This is a genomic window from Rhodococcus sp. NBC_00297 (assembly GCF_036173065.1).
Classification (GTDB): domain Bacteria; phylum Actinomycetota; class Actinomycetes; order Mycobacteriales; family Mycobacteriaceae; genus Rhodococcoides.
On record NZ_CP108041.1, the window covers coordinates 22970 to 40314 of the forward strand.

Here is a 17345-nt window from a genome sequence, read left to right on the forward strand (position 1 = left end):
CAGCGTCGCCACTGGGGTAGTGTTTGCTCGTTCCCTTCGGGACACACACGATCCCTTTGGAGGGATCGCGGGCTGTGGCGCAGCTTGGTAGCGCACCTGACTGGGGGTCAGGTGGTCGCAGGTTCAAATCCTGTCAGCCCGACACAGAAATGGCTCCGGACCGTTGTCCGGGGCCATTTTTCATGTTCGCGTCCAGTGCGGTGCGCGCGGAGGCCGCGCCCGTGGTCGTCGACTTCTTCGGCAGCTGAGAGAGCCTGCCGTGGGAGAATGACGGGAGTACATCACCCGTCAGGAGTGCGCGAAGGAGGGCAGCGGCGGTGTCTTCCTCCCCGGCGATGAGCCGTCGAGAACGGAACAAGCAGGACAAGCTCGACCGCATCACCACGGCGGCACGCGACCTCTTCGCCGAGTACGGCGTGAGTGAGGTGACCACACAACAGGTCGCCGACCACGCCGACGTGGGAACCGGAACGGTCTTCCTGTACGCGAAGAACAAGGGTGAACTGCTTCTTCTGGTGCAGAACTCGGACTATGCGAGCGCGCTCGAGCGGGGCATCGCCGCGGCCGCCCACGTCGTGGATCCGGTCGAGGCCGTCATGGCCGTCCTCAGGCCGGTCGTCGAGTGCAACCGCAAGCAGATCGAGAACGGCCGGACCTATCAGCGAGAGGTCGTGTTCGGTGACGACACGGAACCTCATCGTCGTGAAGCGTTGTCACTCGCCGCGCGGACCGAGGCGGTCGTCGCGGAGATCCTCGGCCGCGACGACGACGACGCGACGCACCACCCCGACCGGCAGGTGCAGGCCCACATCGTCTCCGCCATCCTGTTTCTCAGCATGGCTCTGACGGCGAACGCGACCAAGAGTGTCGCGGACGTGGCGACACAGATCGAGATGCAGATCGGTGTCCTGCTCGGCCGTTGACGCCACTCACGGCGTGTCGAACATGAAGAAACCTTCATCGTCGTCTCATGGGACGGTCATGGACCCCCGGCATAGTTGCTGTCATGCGCTCCTCCCGCCCACTCGCCGCGGCCGCCGTCCTGGTGGCCATCGCGTGCGTTCTCGTCGCCGGGGTCCTGGTGACGCGATCACCGGCGCCACGCCTCGACCCCTCGCCCGTCGTGGTGAGTGTGGCGCCGGAGCCGACGCCCGAGGTGATCGCTCCCACACCTGATGTCCCGCCTGCCTCTCCCGCGCCCGCGCCGGCCGCTCCCGCTCCGATCACGCCGCCGCCAGTTCAGGCCCCAGTGCAGGCACCGCCGATCGTCGACTTCTCCGACGACGACGCGGACGACGGCGATGACGGCGCCGACGACGTCGACGGCGATGACGGCGCCGACGACGTCGACGACGTCGACGGCGGTGACGACAATGAGTGACGCCGCAGGTGTCTCGGCTCGCCGCGGATCGGCTCTTCCGGCACGGTGGAAGATCACCGCCTGGATCATGCTGACGACCCTTCTTCTGTTGGTGGTCGTGCTGGTGACCGCCCGCAATCTGCTGTTGCGCGACGTCGACGTGCGCGCCAACGGGGACGTCGCGCAGGAAGCCGAGGAGTTCCGGACCTTCGCGTCCGAGGGGGTCGATCCCACGACGACGCAGCCGTTCGTCTCGGTGGAGCGGCTTCTCGAGGTGTACCTCGCCCGGCAGTCGGCCGGCACGGGTGAAGTGATGTTCGGCGTCGTGGGCGACTCGGTACTGACTCAGCCCGGCGTCGATGTGCCGACCGTGCTCGCACCGGGGTCACCGATCCTGACGACGATCGTGCAGTCGGCCGAACCCGCCGGAGTGCTGGACACCGACAACGGCGAGATGCGGTGGGGGCACGTCGTCATCGACGACGCGACCGGCCGCGCCGGCACGTTCGTCGTCACGGCGTTCACCGGTGCGAACCGTGATCTCGTCGATCGGACCATGCGAACCATGGCAGTGGTCGGCGCCGTCGGACTGCTGCTGACGACAGGAATCGCGTATCTCGTCGCCGGTCGCATTCTCGCTCCCGTCCGCACGGTGCGCACGGTCGCGGCCGAGATCGGGGAGACGGATCTGACCGCGCGCGTCCCGGTCCACGGGCGCGACGACATCTCCGATCTCGCCGAGACGTTCAATGCGATGCTCGACCGGCTGGAGCAGGCGTACACCACCCAGCGACAGTTCGTCGACGATGCCGGACACGAACTGCGCACGCCGATCACGATCGTCCGGGGGCATCTCGAGCTCATGTCGGAGGACCCGGAGGAGCGGCGGCGTACGTTGGCGCTCGTCGACAGCGAGCTCGCCCGCATGGGGCGGATCGTCAGCGATCTGCTCATGTTGGCCAAGGCCGAGCAGCCCGATTTCGTCGTGCCCGCCCCCGTCGATGCGGCGCAACTCGTCCTCGACATCGAGTCGAAGGTGCAGACGCTCGGCGATCGGCAGTGGTTGCTGATGCAGGTCGCGGAGGGCTCGTGTGTTCTGGACGCCCAGCGCGTCACGCAGGCCATGGTCCAGCTCGCGGCCAACGCCGTCGGACACACCGAGGACGGGAGCCGCATCCGGCTCGGATCGACCTTCCACGACGACGGGGACGCTCGACGGTTGTCGCTGTGGATCGCCGACGACGGGCCCGGCGTCCGCCCCGAGGACGCGCCCGTCATCTTCGACCGTTTCCAACGCGGATCGCCCGCCGACCGGACGTCACCGGCAGCGCGGTCGGGAGCCGGCCTCGGACTCGCCATCGTCCGTGCCATCGCCGACGCCCACGGCGGCTCCGCCTGGGTGCGCAGTGTGCACGGCGAGGGGGCGACGTTCGGCCTCGACCTCCCGGCTCCGGGCCACAGCCCGCGGTCCGAGACCGGCCCGGCGCTCACGACAGACGATGCACTCACGAAGGAGATCCGATGAGCCGAATCCTGATCGCGGAGGACGACATTCACATCGCCTCCTTCGTCGGCAAGGGTCTGCGGGCCGCCGGGTACACCACCGAGCACGTCGCCGACGGCGAGACCGCGCTCATGATGGCGCGTGGCGGTGGCTTCGACATGGTGGTGCTCGACATCGGCCTGCCGGCGATGGACGGGTTCACGGTGCTCCGACAGTTGCGCGGCGAGGGTGTGTCGACACCCGTGGTGGTCCTGACCGCTCGGGACAGCGTGCGCGACACCGTTGCCGGGCTCGAGGGCGGCGCCAACGACTACATGACCAAGCCCTTCCAGTTCGCCGAGCTCCTCGCACGGGTACGCCTGCGGTTGCAGGACGACACCGCAGGTTCGGCGGACAACTCGCTGACCTCGGGGGACCTTCGTCTCGATCTGCGGTCACGCCGTGTGCACGTGGGGGAGTCGGTCGTCGATCTGACGGCGCGCGAGTTCGCTCTGCTCGAGACGTTCCTGCGCCACCCCGACCAGGTGCTCTCCCGTGAGCAGATCCTCGGGCAGGTGTGGGGATACGACTTCGATCCGGCCTCGAACGTGGTCGACGTCTACGTGCGTGCGCTGCGCGCGAAGATCGGCGCCGAGCGCGTGGAGACCGTGCGCGGGATGGGATACCGCGTCCGATGACCGTCACCGAGTTCGCGACGACGCCGCCCGGGCGGCATACTCCCACCAGTTCTGTCCCGACCCGGACGCCGCGGCGAGTTCCGACGCCGTCGCCGCGAACCCTCGTCAGTGCCGTCATTCTCGCGGTGCTCGCCGTCGGTGTCGTCCTTGCAGGAGGGGCCGGCGATCTGACCGCACACGGGACCATCACGGTGCTGGTCTTCCTCGTCGCGGTGTGGATGTGGATCTTCTCGCCCCTCGACGACACCCACGTCGCTCTGGGCGCCGCTCTGACGTTGGTGATCCTGGGTCCCGTGTCCACCGAGACCTTCACGCGCACACTGGGTGACACCGTGATCTGGCTGTTGGTCGGGTCGTTCGTCATCGCCGCGGCGGTGACGGCCAGCGGCCTGTCCGCTCGGGTTGCGGCACGCGTGCTGTCGGTCGCCCGGTCGCCGCGGCAGCTCGTCCATCTGGTCACCCTCGTGCTGCTCCTGACGACCTTCGCGATCCCGTCGACGTCGGGCCGGGCTGCGCTCGCGCTGCCGGTGTTCCTCGCTCTGGCGACCGTTCTGCGTGAGCGGCCCCGAGTGGTGCTGACGCTGTCCCTGGTCTTCCCCGCGGTGATCCTCTGCTCCGCGGTCGGGTCGCTGCTGGGGGCCGGCGCGCACCTCATCACCAGCGAGATCGTGCGCACGACGACCGGATCGGGCATCGGGTTCCTGCAGTGGGCGATCCTCGGACTGCCGCTCGCGATCGTGTGGTCGCATCTCGCGGCGGAGATCGCGCTGTCCCTGTTCACCGATCGAGCGGAGCGACGCCGACCGCTCTCGGTGACACGCGACGCGTTCGGCGGGTCCGCCGGACCACTCACCGTCCCGCAGAAGCGTGTCCTGCTCGTCCTGGTCGCCGTCGTGACCCTGTGGTGCACCGAGCCGGTGCACGGTGTCGAACCGGCCATCGTCGCGATGATCGGCGCACTACTCGCGTCGGCACCGTTCGTCGGGGCCACCACGCTGCCTGCTGCCGTCCGCACCATCCCGTGGAGCCTGCTGCTCTTCATGGCCGGAACACTGTGTCTCGGAGTGGCGCTGACCACGACGGGTGCCGCCGAGTGGTTCGCCGACCTGGTCTTCGGGCCCATCAGCGCGCTCGGGTCGTCCGCCGCGACCGTGTTCGTGGTCGTCCTGGTGCTGGTGTCGCTGCTGTCCCACCTCGTGGTCCAGTCACGGTCCGCCCGCTCCGCGGTGCTCGTCCCCGTCGTCGTCGCCACTGCGCCGGTGCTCGGCATCGATCCCGCCGCGGCGGCGTTCGCTTCCACCGCTGCCGCCGGCTTCTGCCTCACCCTCACCAGTTCGGCCAAACCGGTGGCGATGTTCGCCGCGAGCGACTCCGTCCCGGGGTTCTCGGCAGGCCACCTTCTCCGCCTGTCCGCCGCGGTCGCCCCGGTGTCCGTCGCTCTCGTTCTCGTCTGCTCGGTATGGGTGTGGCCTGCCCTCGGTCTTCCGCTGTACCTGCCCTGACTGCTCCCACCCCTATCTCAGGAGAACCATGTCCACACGAGTTCCCCAGCGCATCCTCGTCGCCCCCAGCGGTTTCAAGGAGAGCCTCTGCGCCGAGTCCGTCGCGTCCGCCATCGCATCGGGGGTGCGGCGCGCACTACCCGGAGTTCGGGTCGACACCGCGCCCATCGCCGACGGCGGTGAGGGAACGGCACGCACACTGGCGGCCGCGACGCGCGGCACCCTCCACGAGACGACGGTCGTCGGACCGGTGGGGGAGCCGGTGCCCTCGCACTGGGCCCGACTCGGTGGCTCCGAGCGCTCCGTCGCCGTGGTGGAGATGGCGGCTGCGGCGGGGCTCTCCCTCGTACCGCACGATCGGCGCGATCCCGGCGCGACCACCACCTACGGTGTCGGCCAGCTCATGGCCGCGGCGCTCGACGCGGGCGCGGACACGATCCTGGTGGGTTGCGGCGATTCCGGCACCTGCGACGGGGGAGCCGGGGCACTGCAGGCGCTCGGCGCCAGGATCCTCGACGTGCAGGGCCGTGAGATCGGCCGCGGCGGTCGAGAACTGATCCGGGCGCACCACCTCGATCTGACGGCGCTGCATCCCCGTCTCGCCGAGGTCGACGTCGTGCTCGCGTGCAATCCGCACAACGTACTGTGCGGACCCAGCGGTGTCGCCCGCGTGTTCGGACCGCAGAAGGGGGCGTCCCCGAATCAGGTGGACGAACTCGCCGCCGCTCTGGACAACTGGGCGCGCGTCCTCGAGCAGGACGGTGTGGCCGCCGGCGATGTGGCGACCGGAGCGGGCACGGGAGCGTCGGGCGGACTGGGTGCAGGACTCGCGGCCGGGGTCGGGGCGCAGTTGCGGTCCCGCTTCGATGCGTTGCTGGACTCGGGCCTGTCGGGAATCGACCTCGACCGCCGAATCCGCAAGGCGGACCTCGTCATCACTGCCGAAGGGTCCATCGACTTCCAGACCCCGCGTGGCAAGGTCCCGGCGGAGGTGGCGCGGCGCTGCCAGCAGTTCGGCGTGCCGGTGATCGCGTTGGCGGGATCACTCGGTCGCGGAGCGCCGGCGGTGCACGACGTGGGCATCGCCGCCATTGCGTCCATCATCACGGTGCCGATGCCGTTGTCCGAGGCGGTCGCGAACGGCGAGCGGTTGCTCACCGACGCCGCCGAACGGACCATGCGCATGATCCTGCTCGGTGGTGCGGTCTCCGCTCGATCCGGAAATCGTAGTCGTAAGAAGTCGGCGTAGGGCCGGTCGATGTCGGCGTCAGCGAATGCCGAGGATGGCGTCCAGCAGCGACGGAACACTCGGCGCGGTCACGATCGTCGGGGTCGCCAGATCGAACGCCCCGAGCGCGGTGAGTACGTCGTCGCTCTGGGTCGCCGGGCCGCCGTAGGTGTTGGCCGCGACCGTGAAGTCGTCGCCGATGGAGGCCGAGGCGACGACGCTGGACCCGTCGTCCGCCCAGCCCCACTTCGTTCCGGTGGCGGCGGCGAGTCGACCGGTGCCCCAGTCCTGGACCGTGCCGTCGGCCGCGACCGGTAGCGCCGTGGTCATCCACGTGAGGACGGGGCTGCCGGGATCGGTGCGCTTCTTGGTGTCGAGGAAGCGCACGGTGTCGGCCGTGCTGGTGTAGGAGTCGCCCCAGAAGCTGCCTCGCGAGGTCGCGGTCAGTCCGTACTCGCGCGCCGCGGCGTCGATGGCGCCGGGGTATTTGCTGTCGAGCAGCGAGGCGGCCCAGTCGTCGCTCACCTGGATCATGCGAGCGGCGAGGTCGCGGTCCTCCGCGGACGAATCACCGTGTCGGAGAACGTGATCCGCGAGGTAGAGCTTGACCGTGGAGAGTCCCGGCCGTGCCTCGTTCTCGTTGGCAGTGCCGACGTGGACGCCCGTGGAGAGCGAGGTGTACGACAGGGAGGTCCGCTCCGGGACGCCGGAGAAGTCGCCCGGTGCGGGCGCGGCGCTCGCGGGGGCCGCGAGGGCGGTGACCAGTGCGACGCCCACTGCGGCGGTCGCGAACCAGGTGGCCGGTCGTCTGTGTCGAACGTTCATCGTGCTGCCCCTCCGGCGGTAGTGCCGCCGACGAACGACGAACACCGTCGAATCTATTGCCTCCGCTACCGGAACGGTGGACGACGCCGCGGTGGCGTGGTGGGGATCACATACCCGCGCGGCCCGGTGATCACGCTGTCCCGGAGTGAACAGCCGCTGAGAAATTGCTGTGACTCGTCGGCATGTTCACCGATCCGTCACCGCAGTGTCGGATCGATGGGCAATACTCGCGTCGTGACACGCACACCCTTCCCCGCAGCCTCCCGGTCGACGACGCCCGGCGCAGCACCCCTGTCCACCGATCCGACGGATCCGTCGGAGACCGACCTCGCGATGGTCGCCTTCCTGCGGCGGTGGTACGTCTACGGCGGCGGCCGCGCCGAGGACATCCTGGTGGAGTTCGGACTCACGCCCCACGAGTTCTTCGGTCGTGTGAAGGTGTTGCTGGAGAACGGCGTTCGGGTCACCGACCGCGCGCTGGTCGAGCCCATGCTCGCCGTCTGCCGGAAGCGGCTCTGGCTCGGTCAGTGACGACCGGCCTCACACCGACCGTGAAGTGACGTTCTCTCGCTCCGACGACCGCCGTGTGCGTGTCGAGGGACACGCACACGGCGCACGCGTCTGTCAGCGCAGGTGATGGACCTCCTGCAGCCCGTACACGGGGGTGTCCAGGCCTTCGTACCGAGCCTTCAGCTGTAGGCCGAGGTAGAGCGAGTAGTGCCGCGACTGGTGCAGGTTGCCGCCGTGGAACCACAGGTTGTCCTGCTGCGTCGGCTTCCACATGTTGCGCTGTTCGCCCTCCCACGGGCCGGGGTCCTTGGTGGTGTCGGAACCGAGACCCCAGCACTTGCCCACCTTGTCGGCCGTCTCCTGGTCCACCAGGTCGGCCACCCAGCCGTTCATCGATCCGTAGCCCGTCGCGTACACGACGAGATCGGCCTCGAGTTCCGTCCCGTCGGACAGCACCACCGCGTTCTCCGTCAGGTGGTCGACCTGGCCGCCGACGAGGTGGATGCTGCCGTCCGCCACCAGCTCCGAGGCGCCGACATCGATGTAGTAGCCGGAGCCGCGCCGCAGGTACTTCATGAAGAGTCCGGAGCCGTCGTCTCCGAAGTCGTGCTGGAAGCCGGCCTTCTCGAGGCGGTCGTAGAAGTCCCTGTCCTTCTCGGCGATCTGCTGGTACACCGGGATCTGGAACTCGTGCATGATGCGGTACGGCAGTGAGGCGAAGGTGAGATCCGCTTTCTGCGTGGTCATTCCGGATTCGACGGCGCGCTCGGAGTACAGGTCGCCCAGCGCGATCTCGCACAGCGAGTCGGACTTGACGATGTGAGTGGACGATCGCTGGAGCATCGTGACGTCGGCGCCCGTCTCGAACAGCGCCTTGCAGATGTCGTGCGCCGAGTTGTTCGAGCCCACCACCACGACCTTCTTGCCGACGTAGGCGTCCGGACCGGGATGCTGACTCGAGTGATGCTGCTCGCCCCGGAAGACGTCCATTCCCGGGAAGTCGGGGATGGAGGCCTTGCCGGACATGCCCGTCGCCATCACCAGCTGCTTCGGTCGCAGCGTCACCTCCTCGCCGTCACGATCGACCACCACGGTCCATTCCCCGGCCGCCTCGTCGAAGGTCGCCGACAGGGCCGTCGTCTTCGACCAGTACGGCACCTCCATGACCTTCGTGTACATCTCGAGCCAGTCGCCGATCTTGTCCTTCGGGGCGAACACCGGCCAGTTGTCCGGGAACGGCAGGTAGGGGAGGTGGTCGTACCAGACCGGATCGTGGAGGCACAGCGACTTGTAGCGTCCTCGCCACTGATCACCGGGGCGCTCGCCGCGATCGACGACGATGGCCGGGACGCCCATCTGACGCAGGCGAGCGCCCAGAGCGATGCCACCCTGACCGCCGCCGACGACGAGGGCGTAGGGCTGGATGCCGTATCCCAGTTCCTTCTCTTCCGCCTCGCGTCGCTCGGCCCAGGTCTTCGTCTCCCTGTTCGAGCCGTGCACAGCCCCCATCGGTCGCGCGTGCCCGCGCGGTTCCTCGTACCCCTTCAGTTCCTGCATCGTCGTCAGCAAGGTCCAGGCGAGCGACTCACCGGACTCCGCGTCGGTGCGTAGCCGCAGATGTCCCTTGCCGCGTGCCGTCGCGGTCTCGAACTCGATCCATGCGGAGGTGACACCGTCGGCCTCGTCGGGTGTCTCGGTCGTGCGGAAACCCTGCGGACCGACGTCGGCGAGCCGTGCCGTCAGCATGTCCGCGATACCGTCGCGTCCCTCGACGGTCTTCAGGTTCCAGGTGAACGTCACCAGGTCGCGCCAGAAGCTGTCGACGGCGAACATCGCGACGACTCGATCGATGTCCCGCGCAGCGAGCCCCGCTTCGAAATCGGCCAACCATGCATTTACTCGCTCCTGCGGAGTGGTCTGCGTGGGTGGCTCGAGGGTCTGGGTCATGACAACTCCGTCTTCGTCGTTCCGTGGTCGTGCTCGTGTGATGCACAGCACACGCCGTGGACGCGGTCCGAGGAAGAGTTGCAGCGGGTTGCAGTCGCAAGTGCAACCGACTGCAACCCTGTCGTGCTGTGTCGCGTGTCACATAGAACGGTGATCACGGCCGTCGCTGGGACGGCCGGTGAGGAGTCGAACGATGCGCGCAGCGGTGTACCACGGGCCCGGCAAGGTCGAGATCGCCGATGTTCCGGAGCCCTACCCGGGACCGGACCAGGTGAAGATCGCCGTCGGGGCGAACGGCATCTGCGGTACCGACCTGCACGAGTACTACGCCGGTCCCATCTTCATTCCCACCGAGCCCCACGCCTTGACCGGTCAGCAGATGCCGCTGATTCTCGGCCACGAGTTCTCCGGCACCATCACCGAGATCGGCGCGGGAGTGACGGGATGGTCGATCGGCGACCGTGTCGCCATCGAACCGCTGTACCGCTGCGGGCACTGTGGTCCGTGTCGAGCCGGCAACTACAACGTGTGCCAGTCGATCGGCTTCCACGGACTGATGTCCGACGGCGGTATGGCCGAGTACACGGTGGTGCCGACCGACATGCTGCACGCGCTGCCGGACTCCGTGTCCCTCGATCTGGGTGCGCTGGTGGAGCCGATGTCGGTGGCCTACCACGCGGCGACTCTGGGTGAGGTGCGCGAAGGCGACACCGCGATGGTGTTCGGGGCGGGACCGATCGGCATCGGACTCTGGTTCGCGCTGCGCGGCAAGGGGCTCGACGACATCCTCGTGGTGGAGCCGTCCGCGACCCGGCGGGCAGCGATCGAGGCGCTCGGTGCACGCACTCTCGACCCCACGTCCGTCGACGTCCCCGCGCTGGTGGCCGACGAGACGGACGGGCGCGGCGCCGACGCCGTGTACGACGCGGCCGGTGTCGCGCCGGCGGTGGCGACCGCGCTGGCGTGCGTCGGGTCCCGCAAGCCGATGGTCAGCGTGGCGATCTACGAGAAGCCGCTCACCACGCCGCTTCTCGAACTGGTGATGAAGGAGGCCCGCATCCAGGGGTCGCTCTGCTACACCTCCGCCGACTACGACGCCGTCATCGCTCTGATGGCCGACGGCGTGTACGACACCACCGGGTGGGTGTCGCGCATCGGGATGGACGCGGTGATCGACGACGGTTTCGAGGCACTGCATGCCGGCACGAAGATGAAGGTTCTCGTCGATCCGTCGCTCTGACCTCCGTCCCGGACATCCACCATCACATGAAGGAGACACGCATGAGCATCGACGGACAGGTCGCACGGGCGCGACCTACGAGAAGTTCGTGGGCGGTATCGCGTTGGGCCGAGCCGAGACTCCCGACGACGTCGCGGGATACGTGTCCTACCTCGCCGGGCCCGACGCGGCGTACATGACCGGTCAGGCCGGTCTCATCGACGGCGGACTCGTCTACCGATGACCGATCGGGACAGACCCGGGGATGACGCGCACTGTGATGTGGAGCACAATCGGTGTCGATGACTCGAACCTCCGAACCCGAGCCCGCCGTCGCGGCAGGTGAGGACCCACGTCGGTATGCACAGCTGCTGTCCGCCGTGTACGACGCGACCATGTCGGGTGCCCGCGCGCCCGCTCGCCCCCGCGACGTCATCGGTGACTCGTGGCAGCGCGTGATGAACCTGGGTGTCGATCCGGAGAACCGCGGACCCGCAGATGCTGTCGACGCCGCGGCACTCGAGCAGATGCGTCGGGACTCGGGGCTCGTGGAGATCCTGCCGGAGTTGACCGGGAGCCTGCGTTCGGTTCTGCAGGACTCCGACAACCTACTGGTGGTCGCGGACCGGCTCGGGCGGGTGCTGTGGCGCAGCGGGGCGCCCTCGGTGCTCGACCGCGCCGATCGGCTCGGCTTCGTCGAGGGAGCCGACTGGGCCGAGGACAGTGTGGGAACCAACGCCATCGGCACGGCACTGGTCTCGCGCTCGGCGGTGCAGATCTTCTCCGCCGAGCACTTCGTGCGCACTCACCACGCGTGGACCTGCGCGAGCAGTCCCATCAAGGATCCGCGTACCGGCCGGGTGCTGGGCCTCGTCGACGTCAGCGGACCCGCGAGTTCGGTGCACCCGACCACGCTGGCGCTGATCGATGCCGTGTCTCGACTCGCCGAAGCTCAACTGCGTGAACAGCATCGACGCACGCTCGACAATCTGCGCTCGGTGGCGGCGCCGATGCTGGCTCGGTCGGAGACGCCCGCGCTGGCCGTCGACGGGCACGGGTGGGTCGCGGCGGTGGCGTCGGTCCCGGTGCGCAATCGGGTGCTGCTCCCCGACGAGGTGGCGCCGGGCCGACTGTGGGTACCGACGCTCGGCGTGTGCGATCTGGAGCCGCTGCCCGGTGGCTGGATGGTGCGACCGGCGTCCTCGCAACGCGACGGAGTGGTCGACGGGGAGTCGACGCCGACGAACATCCGCATCGACGTGTCCGACCCCTCGCGCACCGTGGTCGAGGTGTCGAGTCCCTTCGGAACCTGGTCCCACGAGCCGACACCTCGGCACGCGGAGATCCTCTTCCTGCTCGCCGCGAGGAGGGACGGGCGCACCGCGGCAGAACTCGCGACAGAACTGTTCGGCGACAACGGCCGTGCCATCACGGTCCGGGCCGAGATGTCACGGCTGCGCAAGGCCTTCGCCGGCGTGGTGCTCGCGCAGCCGTACCGGATCGACGAGTCCGCTGTCGTGGAGCTGGCCCTTCCGGCGGATCGCTCGCGCATCCTGCCGTACTCGGCGGCGCCGGCCGTGCGCGCGCTGCGCGCACCGGCCCGGTGAGCCTGGCTAGTGTCGCCTGATGGACACGCGCCTCGAACGTGCAGAGATCGTGCGGACGCTGGACGGTTTCGAGAGTCGGCTCATCGAGGGCGGTGACGAACGGCGGGCATCGGTCGTGGTGGCCGTCGGCGGGGAGCCCGGCGATCGGCACGTGCTGCTGACGAAGCGGCCCTCCCGGATGCGCGCGCATCCGGGCCAGTTCGCGTTGCCCGGCGGGCGTGTCGACGACGGCGAGACACCGGTCGAGGCCGCCCTGCGCGAACTCGACGAGGAGGTCGGCATCCGAGTCGGCCCGGACTCCGTGCTCGGGACGCTCGACGACTATCGGACCCGCTCCGGCTACGTCATCCGTCCGTTCGTGGTGTGGATCGCGGACTGGACCGGGGACGCGGTGCCCAATCCTGACGAGGTGGAGTTCCTGTACCGCGTCACCGCGGACGAGCTCGACGTCGACGCCCGGTTCGTGTCGATCGCCGAGTCGCCGCGACCGGTGGTGCAGTGGCCTTTCCGCTCGAGCCTGGTGCACGCGCCCACGGGCGCGGTGGTGCACCAGTTCCGCGAGGTGGTGCTCGGTGGGCGGCACACCCGCGTGCACGACTACGAGCAGCCGGTCTTCGCCTGGCGGTAGCGGCTCGTCGGGTCCGGACGGCGCGCCCGTGTGGAAAGCTCGGGGGATGACCGATCCGGCGTCCGACAGCCCTCGCGACGTGGTCGCCGGTGTCGTCGGCGATCGCATCCTGACGGTGCCCAATGCTCTGAGTGTCGTTCGTCTGCTCGGGGTGCCGGTGTTCCTGTGGTTGTTGCTGGGGGAGCAGGCGTACGGCTGGGCGCTGCTGCTGCTCCTGCTCAGCGGGGCGACGGACTGGTTGGACGGCAAGCTCGCCCGGCTGCTCGACCAGTCGTCGGCCCTGGGTGCTCTGCTCGACCCGTTCGTCGATCGCCTGTACGTCGTCACCACACTGGTGGGGTTCGCCCTCGCGGGCATCCTCCCGTGGTGGGTGGCCGTGGTCCTGATCGCGCGGGACGGCATCCTCGCACTCACCCTGCTGCTCTACCGGCGGCGGGGACTCGCTCCGCCCGAGGTGATCTACCTCGGCAAGGCCGCGACGTTCGTTCTGATGAGCGCCCTGCCGTTCCTCCTCGCCGCGCGGGTGGACTGGGTCGGCGCCGACGTGATCGCGGTTCCCGCGCAGGCCCTGCTGGTGTGGGGGACCGCGCTGTACCTCTACACGGGCGCGCTGTACCTCGGCCTGGCGCTCGGTCCGGTCCGACGCCTCCCGCTCACCGCACGATGAGCCGGGGAGCGCCCGCCTTGCGGAGGCGGAAAGCTCGCCAATACGCTCAGCGCGAGTGCGGTTCTCCTCGTCCGCACCGCGACAACGCCTGCGAAAGGACCCGGTTCACGTGAGCCAGACCGATATCCCCACCGAGTTGCGGTACACGGCCGAGCACGAATGGGTCCAGCGGACCGGCCCCACCACCGTGCGCGTGGGCGTCACCGACTACGCACAGTCGCAGCTCGGCGACGTCGTCTTCGTTCAGCTGCCCACCGAGGACGATGCGGTGTCGGCCGGTGAGTCGCTCGGCGAGGTGGAGTCCACCAAGAGCGTCTCCGACATCTACGCCCCGCTGTCGGCCAAAGTGGTTGCGGTGAACGGTGAACTGGACGGCGACCCCGAACTGGTGAACAGCGATCCGTACGGCGCCGGCTGGCTCGTGGACCTGTCCGTCGACTCCGAGAGCGATCTCGACGACGCCCTCGAGGCGATGATGGACGCCGAGGGGTACGCGTCGATCACGACCACGTAACAGCCGTGCCCGGCGGGCGGGCAAGCACGCCCGGGCGACGGTGTGTGCAAGGTACGGTCGGTAAGGTCCTCACGTGGTTCGGCGGCACCCCGGTCGGGGAACCGCGGAACCGTCAGACAAGCGTGACAAGAGAATGTGCTGAATCGCCTCGTGGGTGAGGGGCGATCAGATCGAGGAGGAGAAACGTGAGCGATAACGGCAACGACGGCGTCTACGGAGAGTCCCCCGCGGAGACCACCTCGGTCTTCCGAGCGGACTTCCTGAACGAGATCGATTCCGCAGCGGCGCCCCAGGGCTCCTCCGACGCACCGGTCTCCGGGGTCGAGGGTCTGCCCGTCGGTTCCGCCCTGCTCGTCGTCAAGCGGGGCCCCAACGCGGGCTCGCGCTTCCTGCTGGACCAGCCCACGACGTCCGCGGGACGCCACCCGGACAGCGACATCTTCCTCGACGACGTCACCGTGAGCCGTCGCCACGCGGAGTTCCGTCAGGACGACGAGGACTTCCAGGTCGTCGACGTCGGCAGCCTCAACGGCACCTACGTCAACCGTGAGCCCGTGGACTCCGCCGTTCTGGCGAACGGCGACGAGGTGCAGATCGGCAAGTTCCGCCTCGTGTTCCTGACCGGTCCGAAGGGCCAGTCCGCAGGCGGTCAGCTCGGCGAGACGTCTGCCGGCGCAGGTAGCTGATGACGGCAGTCGGGCAGCAGTCCGGTGGCGGCATGTCGATCGGGTCCGTACTCGATCGACTGCGCCCGGACTTCCCCGACGTCACCATTTCGAAGATCCGTTTTCTCGAGGCCGAGGGACTGATCTCCCCGGAACGAACGGCGTCGGGTTACCGGAGATTCTCCGTCGAGGACTGCGAGCGCCTGCGCTACGTCCTCACGGCGCAGCGTGATCACTACCTTCCGCTGAAGGTCATCAAGGAGCAGCTGGACGCGCTGGACAACGGCATCCGTTCCGTGGGTCCCGACGGTGTCGCCGCGGCGCCCAAGGGGCCTCGTGTCCTGGCTCTGGCGCCCGGAAGTGTCTCGCCCACCGAGTTTCTCGGGGAGCGGCGCGTCCGGATGAGTCGTGCCGACCTGCTCGAGCGTGCAGGCGTGGACGAGCCGTTCCTGCTCGAACTGCAGAAGAGCGGCCTCGTCTCGGCGGGTCCGGCCGGCTTCTACGACGAGGAAGCCGTGGTGCTCGTGCGCACCGCGTGGGCGATGGCGCAGTACGGACTCGAGGTGCGGCATCTACGCGCATTCAAGCTCGCCGCGGACCGCGAGGCGAACCTGCTGGCTCAGGTCGCGGGGCCGGTGGCCCTGGGCCGTGACGCGGGCGCGCGAGACCGCGCCGAGGAGCTCGTCCGGGAGCTGGCCGCATTGTCGCTGTCGCTGCACACGTCGTTGGTCAAGTCCGCGGTGCACGGGATATTGGACAAGTAGTCCCGAGGGCGTGCGTCGGCCGCTCGCACGGCCGGTCGTCGGCGCCGCGGGTCAATACACTGGAGAGCACGTCCGCCCCGTCGAGTGCGCGGGCGACGAGTCACAGCAGCTGGGAGGCGGCGCGATGGGCGAGATGCGCGTGATCGGTATCCGGGTGGAGCAGCCACAGAATCAACCTGTTCTGCTGTTGCGGGAGTCGGACGGCGAACGGTACCTGCCGATCTGGATCGGCCAGACGGAAGCCACGGCGATCGCACTGGAGCAGCAGGGCGTGCAACCGCCGCGTCCGCTGACCCACGATCTCATCGGTGACATCGTCACGGCCCTCGGGCGATCCCTGAAGGAAGTCCGCATCGTCGATCTCCAGGAGGGCACCTTCTACGCCGACCTGGTCTTCGACCAGGACGTGCGTGTCTCGGCACGCCCGTCGGACTCGGTCGCCATCGCCCTTCGAGCCGGCGTGCCGATCTTCGCGGAGGAGCCCGTTCTGGCCGAAGCCGGTCTGGTCATGCCCGACGAGCGCGAGGACGAGGTGGAGAAGTTCAAGGAATTCCTGGACACCATCTCGCCGGACGACTTCAAGGCGACCGACGGTTAGATAACGATCGAGTCTCACCCTTGAGTTGAGGTTGAGGCTTACCGCGTGGCGCGTTGCCTCACGGCTCCGCGGTCCATAGCGTTCGGGTCGATGAAGGACGTGCCGCTCACCGCGGTGAGGGCGTATTCTCGACCTCGCCGAGCGTCACGGATGTCATCGTCGTTCTCACCGCGCGTACCGCACAGGTCCGCGGACGAGGACTCCAGGCGGACCATCCGAGAGGGAGAGAAACACGTGGCAGATCAGCCGCAGGAGCCGGAGCAGATGAGCCTGCTGGCATCGAACGACGTGGACGAGGTGCAACCCGGTCTCTTCCCCGACGATTCGGTTCCGGACGAGTTGGTCGGCTACCGCGTCCCCAGTGCGTGCCAGATCGCCGGCATCACCTATCGGCAGCTGGACTACTGGGCCCGCACCGGCCTCGTGGTGCCGTCCATCCGCGGCGCGGCAGGATCCGGCAGCCAGCGGCTGTACTCCTTCAAGGACATCCTGGTCCTCAAGATCGTCAAGCGACTGCTCGACACCGGCATCTCGCTCCAGAACATCCGCGTCGCCGTCGACCATCTCCGTCGTCGTGGCGTGGCGGATCTGGCCCGCATCACGCTGTTCTCGGACGGCACCACCGTCTACGAGTGCACGTCCGCCGAGGAGGTCGTCGACCTGCTGCAGGGCGGACAGGGCGTCTTCGGGATCGCGGTCAGCGGAGCCATGCGTGAACTGACCGGTGCCATCGCCGACTTCCCCGCCGAGCGTGCCGACGGCGGCGAGAGCCAGCCGACGCCCGAGGACGAGCTCGCCTCCCGCCGCAAGAATCGCGCGAGCCGCAAGACCGGCTGACCCGCCGGCGCGCACTCCCATATACTGAGGAAGCGTCGACGCCGCACGGGAGAGCTTCGCCGGACACGGTCCGTCACAGGACCGACCCCGACGAGCGCCGAAGGAGCAGCACCTCTCCGTCAATCTCTCAGGCACCCGGGACCGTGCGGGCTCCGACGCCTCTGGAAAGTGGTGGAATCGTCCACCCGCCCACGGGGAAAGGCGCCGCACGCGGCGGCCGAATCTCTCAGGCGCCCGGTGGTCTCGGGCATCACGACAGAGGGAGAGGGGCGTCCCTCCCTGCGTGTGGGGCG

The 17345-nt window shown here is 68.7% G+C and carries 19 protein-coding genes, 1 tRNA gene and 1 riboswitch; of the genes, 18 read left to right on the forward strand and 2 right to left on the reverse strand.

The features are described from left to right. The first annotated feature begins 68 nt into the window (after positions 1-68). The 7 genes from OG947_RS00105 to OG947_RS00135 all read left to right on the forward strand — a co-directional run bounded on the left by OG947_RS00105 (position 69) and on the right by OG947_RS00135 (position 6292). A tRNA-Pro gene (locus OG947_RS00105) sits at positions 69-142 on the forward strand. Positions 143-317: 175 nt separating this feature from the next. Beyond that, the gene (locus tag OG947_RS00110) at positions 318-923 is read left to right on the forward strand and encodes a TetR/AcrR family transcriptional regulator (RefSeq protein ID WP_328812857.1); all 606 of its coding nucleotides are present in this window, start codon (positions 318-320) and stop codon (positions 921-923) included. 83 nt (positions 924-1006) lie between these two features. Then, on the forward strand, positions 1007-1381 hold the full coding sequence (locus tag OG947_RS00115; protein ID WP_328812858.1) for a hypothetical protein: 375 nt from the start codon (positions 1007-1009) through the stop codon (positions 1379-1381). Then, a complete protein-coding gene (locus OG947_RS00120; RefSeq protein WP_328812859.1) occupies positions 1374-2885 on the forward strand; it encodes a sensor histidine kinase in 1512 nt (503 codons plus the stop codon). The genes OG947_RS00115 and OG947_RS00120 overlap by 8 nt, the downstream gene beginning before the upstream one ends. Continuing rightward, complete coding sequence (locus tag OG947_RS00125; protein ID WP_056444417.1) at positions 2882-3541, forward strand: response regulator transcription factor; 660 nt, start codon at positions 2882-2884, stop codon at positions 3539-3541. Before OG947_RS00120 ends, OG947_RS00125 begins: the two co-directional genes overlap by 4 nt. Next, entirely contained in the window at positions 3538-5043 is a 1506-nt protein-coding gene (locus OG947_RS00130; RefSeq protein WP_328812860.1) for an SLC13 family permease, read from the forward strand. The genes OG947_RS00125 and OG947_RS00130 overlap by 4 nt, the downstream gene beginning before the upstream one ends. A gap of 28 nt (positions 5044-5071) precedes the next feature. After that, complete coding sequence (locus tag OG947_RS00135; RefSeq protein WP_328812861.1) at positions 5072-6292, forward strand: glycerate kinase family protein; 1221 nt, start codon at positions 5072-5074, stop codon at positions 6290-6292. An 18-nt stretch (positions 6293-6310) separates the two neighbouring features. Here the strand turns inward: OG947_RS00135 and OG947_RS00140 are convergent, their stop codons facing one another. Next, positions 6311-7096, reverse strand: coding sequence for a hypothetical protein (locus tag OG947_RS00140; protein WP_307093133.1), 786 nt, complete (start codon positions 7094-7096; stop codon positions 6311-6313). Positions 7097-7330: 234 nt separating this feature from the next. Here OG947_RS00140 and OG947_RS00145 point away from each other — a divergent pair, with 234 nt between their 5' ends. Next, positions 7331-7627 carry a DUF3263 domain-containing protein gene (locus tag OG947_RS00145; protein WP_156380489.1) on the forward strand — a complete coding sequence of 99 codons (297 nt, stop codon included), beginning with the start codon at positions 7331-7333 and terminating at the stop codon, positions 7625-7627. Between the two features lie 93 nt (positions 7628-7720). On the opposite strand, the gene OG947_RS00150 is transcribed toward OG947_RS00145, so the two are convergent. Next, entirely contained in the window at positions 7721-9553 is a 1833-nt protein-coding gene (locus OG947_RS00150) for an NAD(P)/FAD-dependent oxidoreductase (RefSeq protein WP_328812862.1), read from the reverse strand. Positions 9554-9746: 193 nt separating this feature from the next. Between OG947_RS00150 and OG947_RS00155 the strand changes: the two genes are divergently transcribed. From OG947_RS00155 to OG947_RS00200, 10 genes are all read left to right on the forward strand, one after another. Then, positions 9747-10793 carry a 2,3-butanediol dehydrogenase gene (locus tag OG947_RS00155; protein ID WP_328812863.1) on the forward strand — a complete coding sequence of 349 codons (1047 nt, stop codon included), beginning with the start codon at positions 9747-9749 and terminating at the stop codon, positions 10791-10793. After that, positions 10780-11016, forward strand: coding sequence for an SDR family oxidoreductase (locus OG947_RS00160; protein WP_328813926.1), 237 nt, complete (start codon positions 10780-10782; stop codon positions 11014-11016). The genes OG947_RS00155 and OG947_RS00160 overlap by 14 nt, the downstream gene beginning before the upstream one ends. Positions 11017-11074: 58 nt before the next feature. Continuing rightward, complete coding sequence (locus OG947_RS00165) at positions 11075-12379, forward strand: GAF domain-containing protein (protein ID WP_222637492.1); 1305 nt, start codon at positions 11075-11077, stop codon at positions 12377-12379. Between the two features lie 19 nt (positions 12380-12398). Beyond that, on the forward strand, positions 12399-13007 hold the full coding sequence (locus OG947_RS00170; RefSeq protein ID WP_222637493.1) for an NUDIX hydrolase: 609 nt from the start codon (positions 12399-12401) through the stop codon (positions 13005-13007). A gap of 46 nt (positions 13008-13053) precedes the next feature. Then, positions 13054-13674, forward strand: coding sequence for a CDP-alcohol phosphatidyltransferase family protein (locus OG947_RS00175; protein WP_056444439.1), 621 nt, complete (start codon positions 13054-13056; stop codon positions 13672-13674). Between the two features lie 109 nt (positions 13675-13783). Beyond that, positions 13784-14188: a glycine cleavage system protein GcvH gene (gcvH, locus tag OG947_RS00180; protein ID WP_027505442.1), complete on the forward strand. Its 405-nt coding sequence runs from the start codon at positions 13784-13786 to the stop codon at positions 14186-14188. Between the two features lie 185 nt (positions 14189-14373). Then, positions 14374-14874 (forward strand): glycogen accumulation regulator GarA, encoded by a 501-nt coding sequence (gene garA, locus OG947_RS00185; RefSeq protein WP_027505441.1) that lies wholly within the window; start codon positions 14374-14376, stop codon positions 14872-14874. Beyond that, on the forward strand, positions 14874-15617 hold the full coding sequence (ftsR, locus tag OG947_RS00190; protein WP_027505440.1) for a transcriptional regulator FtsR: 744 nt from the start codon (positions 14874-14876) through the stop codon (positions 15615-15617). Before garA ends, ftsR begins: the two co-directional genes overlap by 1 nt. 124 nt (positions 15618-15741) lie before the next feature. Next, entirely contained in the window at positions 15742-16215 is a 474-nt protein-coding gene (locus OG947_RS00195; RefSeq protein WP_027505439.1) for a bifunctional nuclease family protein, read from the forward strand. A gap of 234 nt (positions 16216-16449) precedes the next feature. Beyond that, positions 16450-17052 (forward strand): MerR family transcriptional regulator, encoded by a 603-nt coding sequence (locus tag OG947_RS00200; protein WP_027505438.1) that lies wholly within the window; start codon positions 16450-16452, stop codon positions 17050-17052. A 36-nt stretch (positions 17053-17088) separates the two neighbouring features. Then, positions 17089-17206, forward strand: a riboswitch (glycine riboswitch). Positions 17207-17345: the final 139 nt, after the last annotated feature.

Excerpts from the sequence above, each read along its gene's own strand:
- OG947_RS00115 (WP_328812858.1), top strand. The coding sequence starts at position 1,007 with ATGCGCTCCTCCCGCCCACTCGCCGCGGCCGCCGTCCTGGTGGCCATC.
- OG947_RS00120 (WP_328812859.1), top strand. The coding sequence starts at position 1,374 with ATGAGTGACGCCGCAGGTGTCTCGGCTCGCCGCGGATCGGCTCTTCCG.
- OG947_RS00125 (WP_056444417.1), top strand. The coding sequence starts at position 2,882 with ATGAGCCGAATCCTGATCGCGGAGGACGACATTCACATCGCCTCCTTC.
- OG947_RS00130 (WP_328812860.1), top strand. The coding sequence starts at position 3,538 with ATGACCGTCACCGAGTTCGCGACGACGCCGCCCGGGCGGCATACTCCC.
- OG947_RS00135 (WP_328812861.1), top strand. The coding sequence starts at position 5,072 with ATGTCCACACGAGTTCCCCAGCGCATCCTCGTCGCCCCCAGCGGTTTC.
- OG947_RS00140 (WP_307093133.1), bottom strand. The coding sequence starts at position 7,096 with ATGAACGTTCGACACAGACGACCGGCCACCTGGTTCGCGACCGCCGCA.
- OG947_RS00150 (WP_328812862.1), bottom strand. The coding sequence starts at position 9,553 with ATGACCCAGACCCTCGAGCCACCCACGCAGACCACTCCGCAGGAGCGA.
- OG947_RS00155 (WP_328812863.1), top strand. The coding sequence starts at position 9,747 with ATGCGCGCAGCGGTGTACCACGGGCCCGGCAAGGTCGAGATCGCCGAT.
- OG947_RS00165 (WP_222637492.1), top strand. The coding sequence starts at position 11,075 with ATGACTCGAACCTCCGAACCCGAGCCCGCCGTCGCGGCAGGTGAGGAC.
- OG947_RS00170 (WP_222637493.1), top strand. The coding sequence starts at position 12,399 with ATGGACACGCGCCTCGAACGTGCAGAGATCGTGCGGACGCTGGACGGT.
- OG947_RS00175 (WP_056444439.1), top strand. The coding sequence starts at position 13,054 with ATGACCGATCCGGCGTCCGACAGCCCTCGCGACGTGGTCGCCGGTGTC.
- ftsR (WP_027505440.1), top strand. The coding sequence starts at position 14,874 with ATGACGGCAGTCGGGCAGCAGTCCGGTGGCGGCATGTCGATCGGGTCC.
- OG947_RS00195 (WP_027505439.1), top strand. The coding sequence starts at position 15,742 with ATGGGCGAGATGCGCGTGATCGGTATCCGGGTGGAGCAGCCACAGAAT.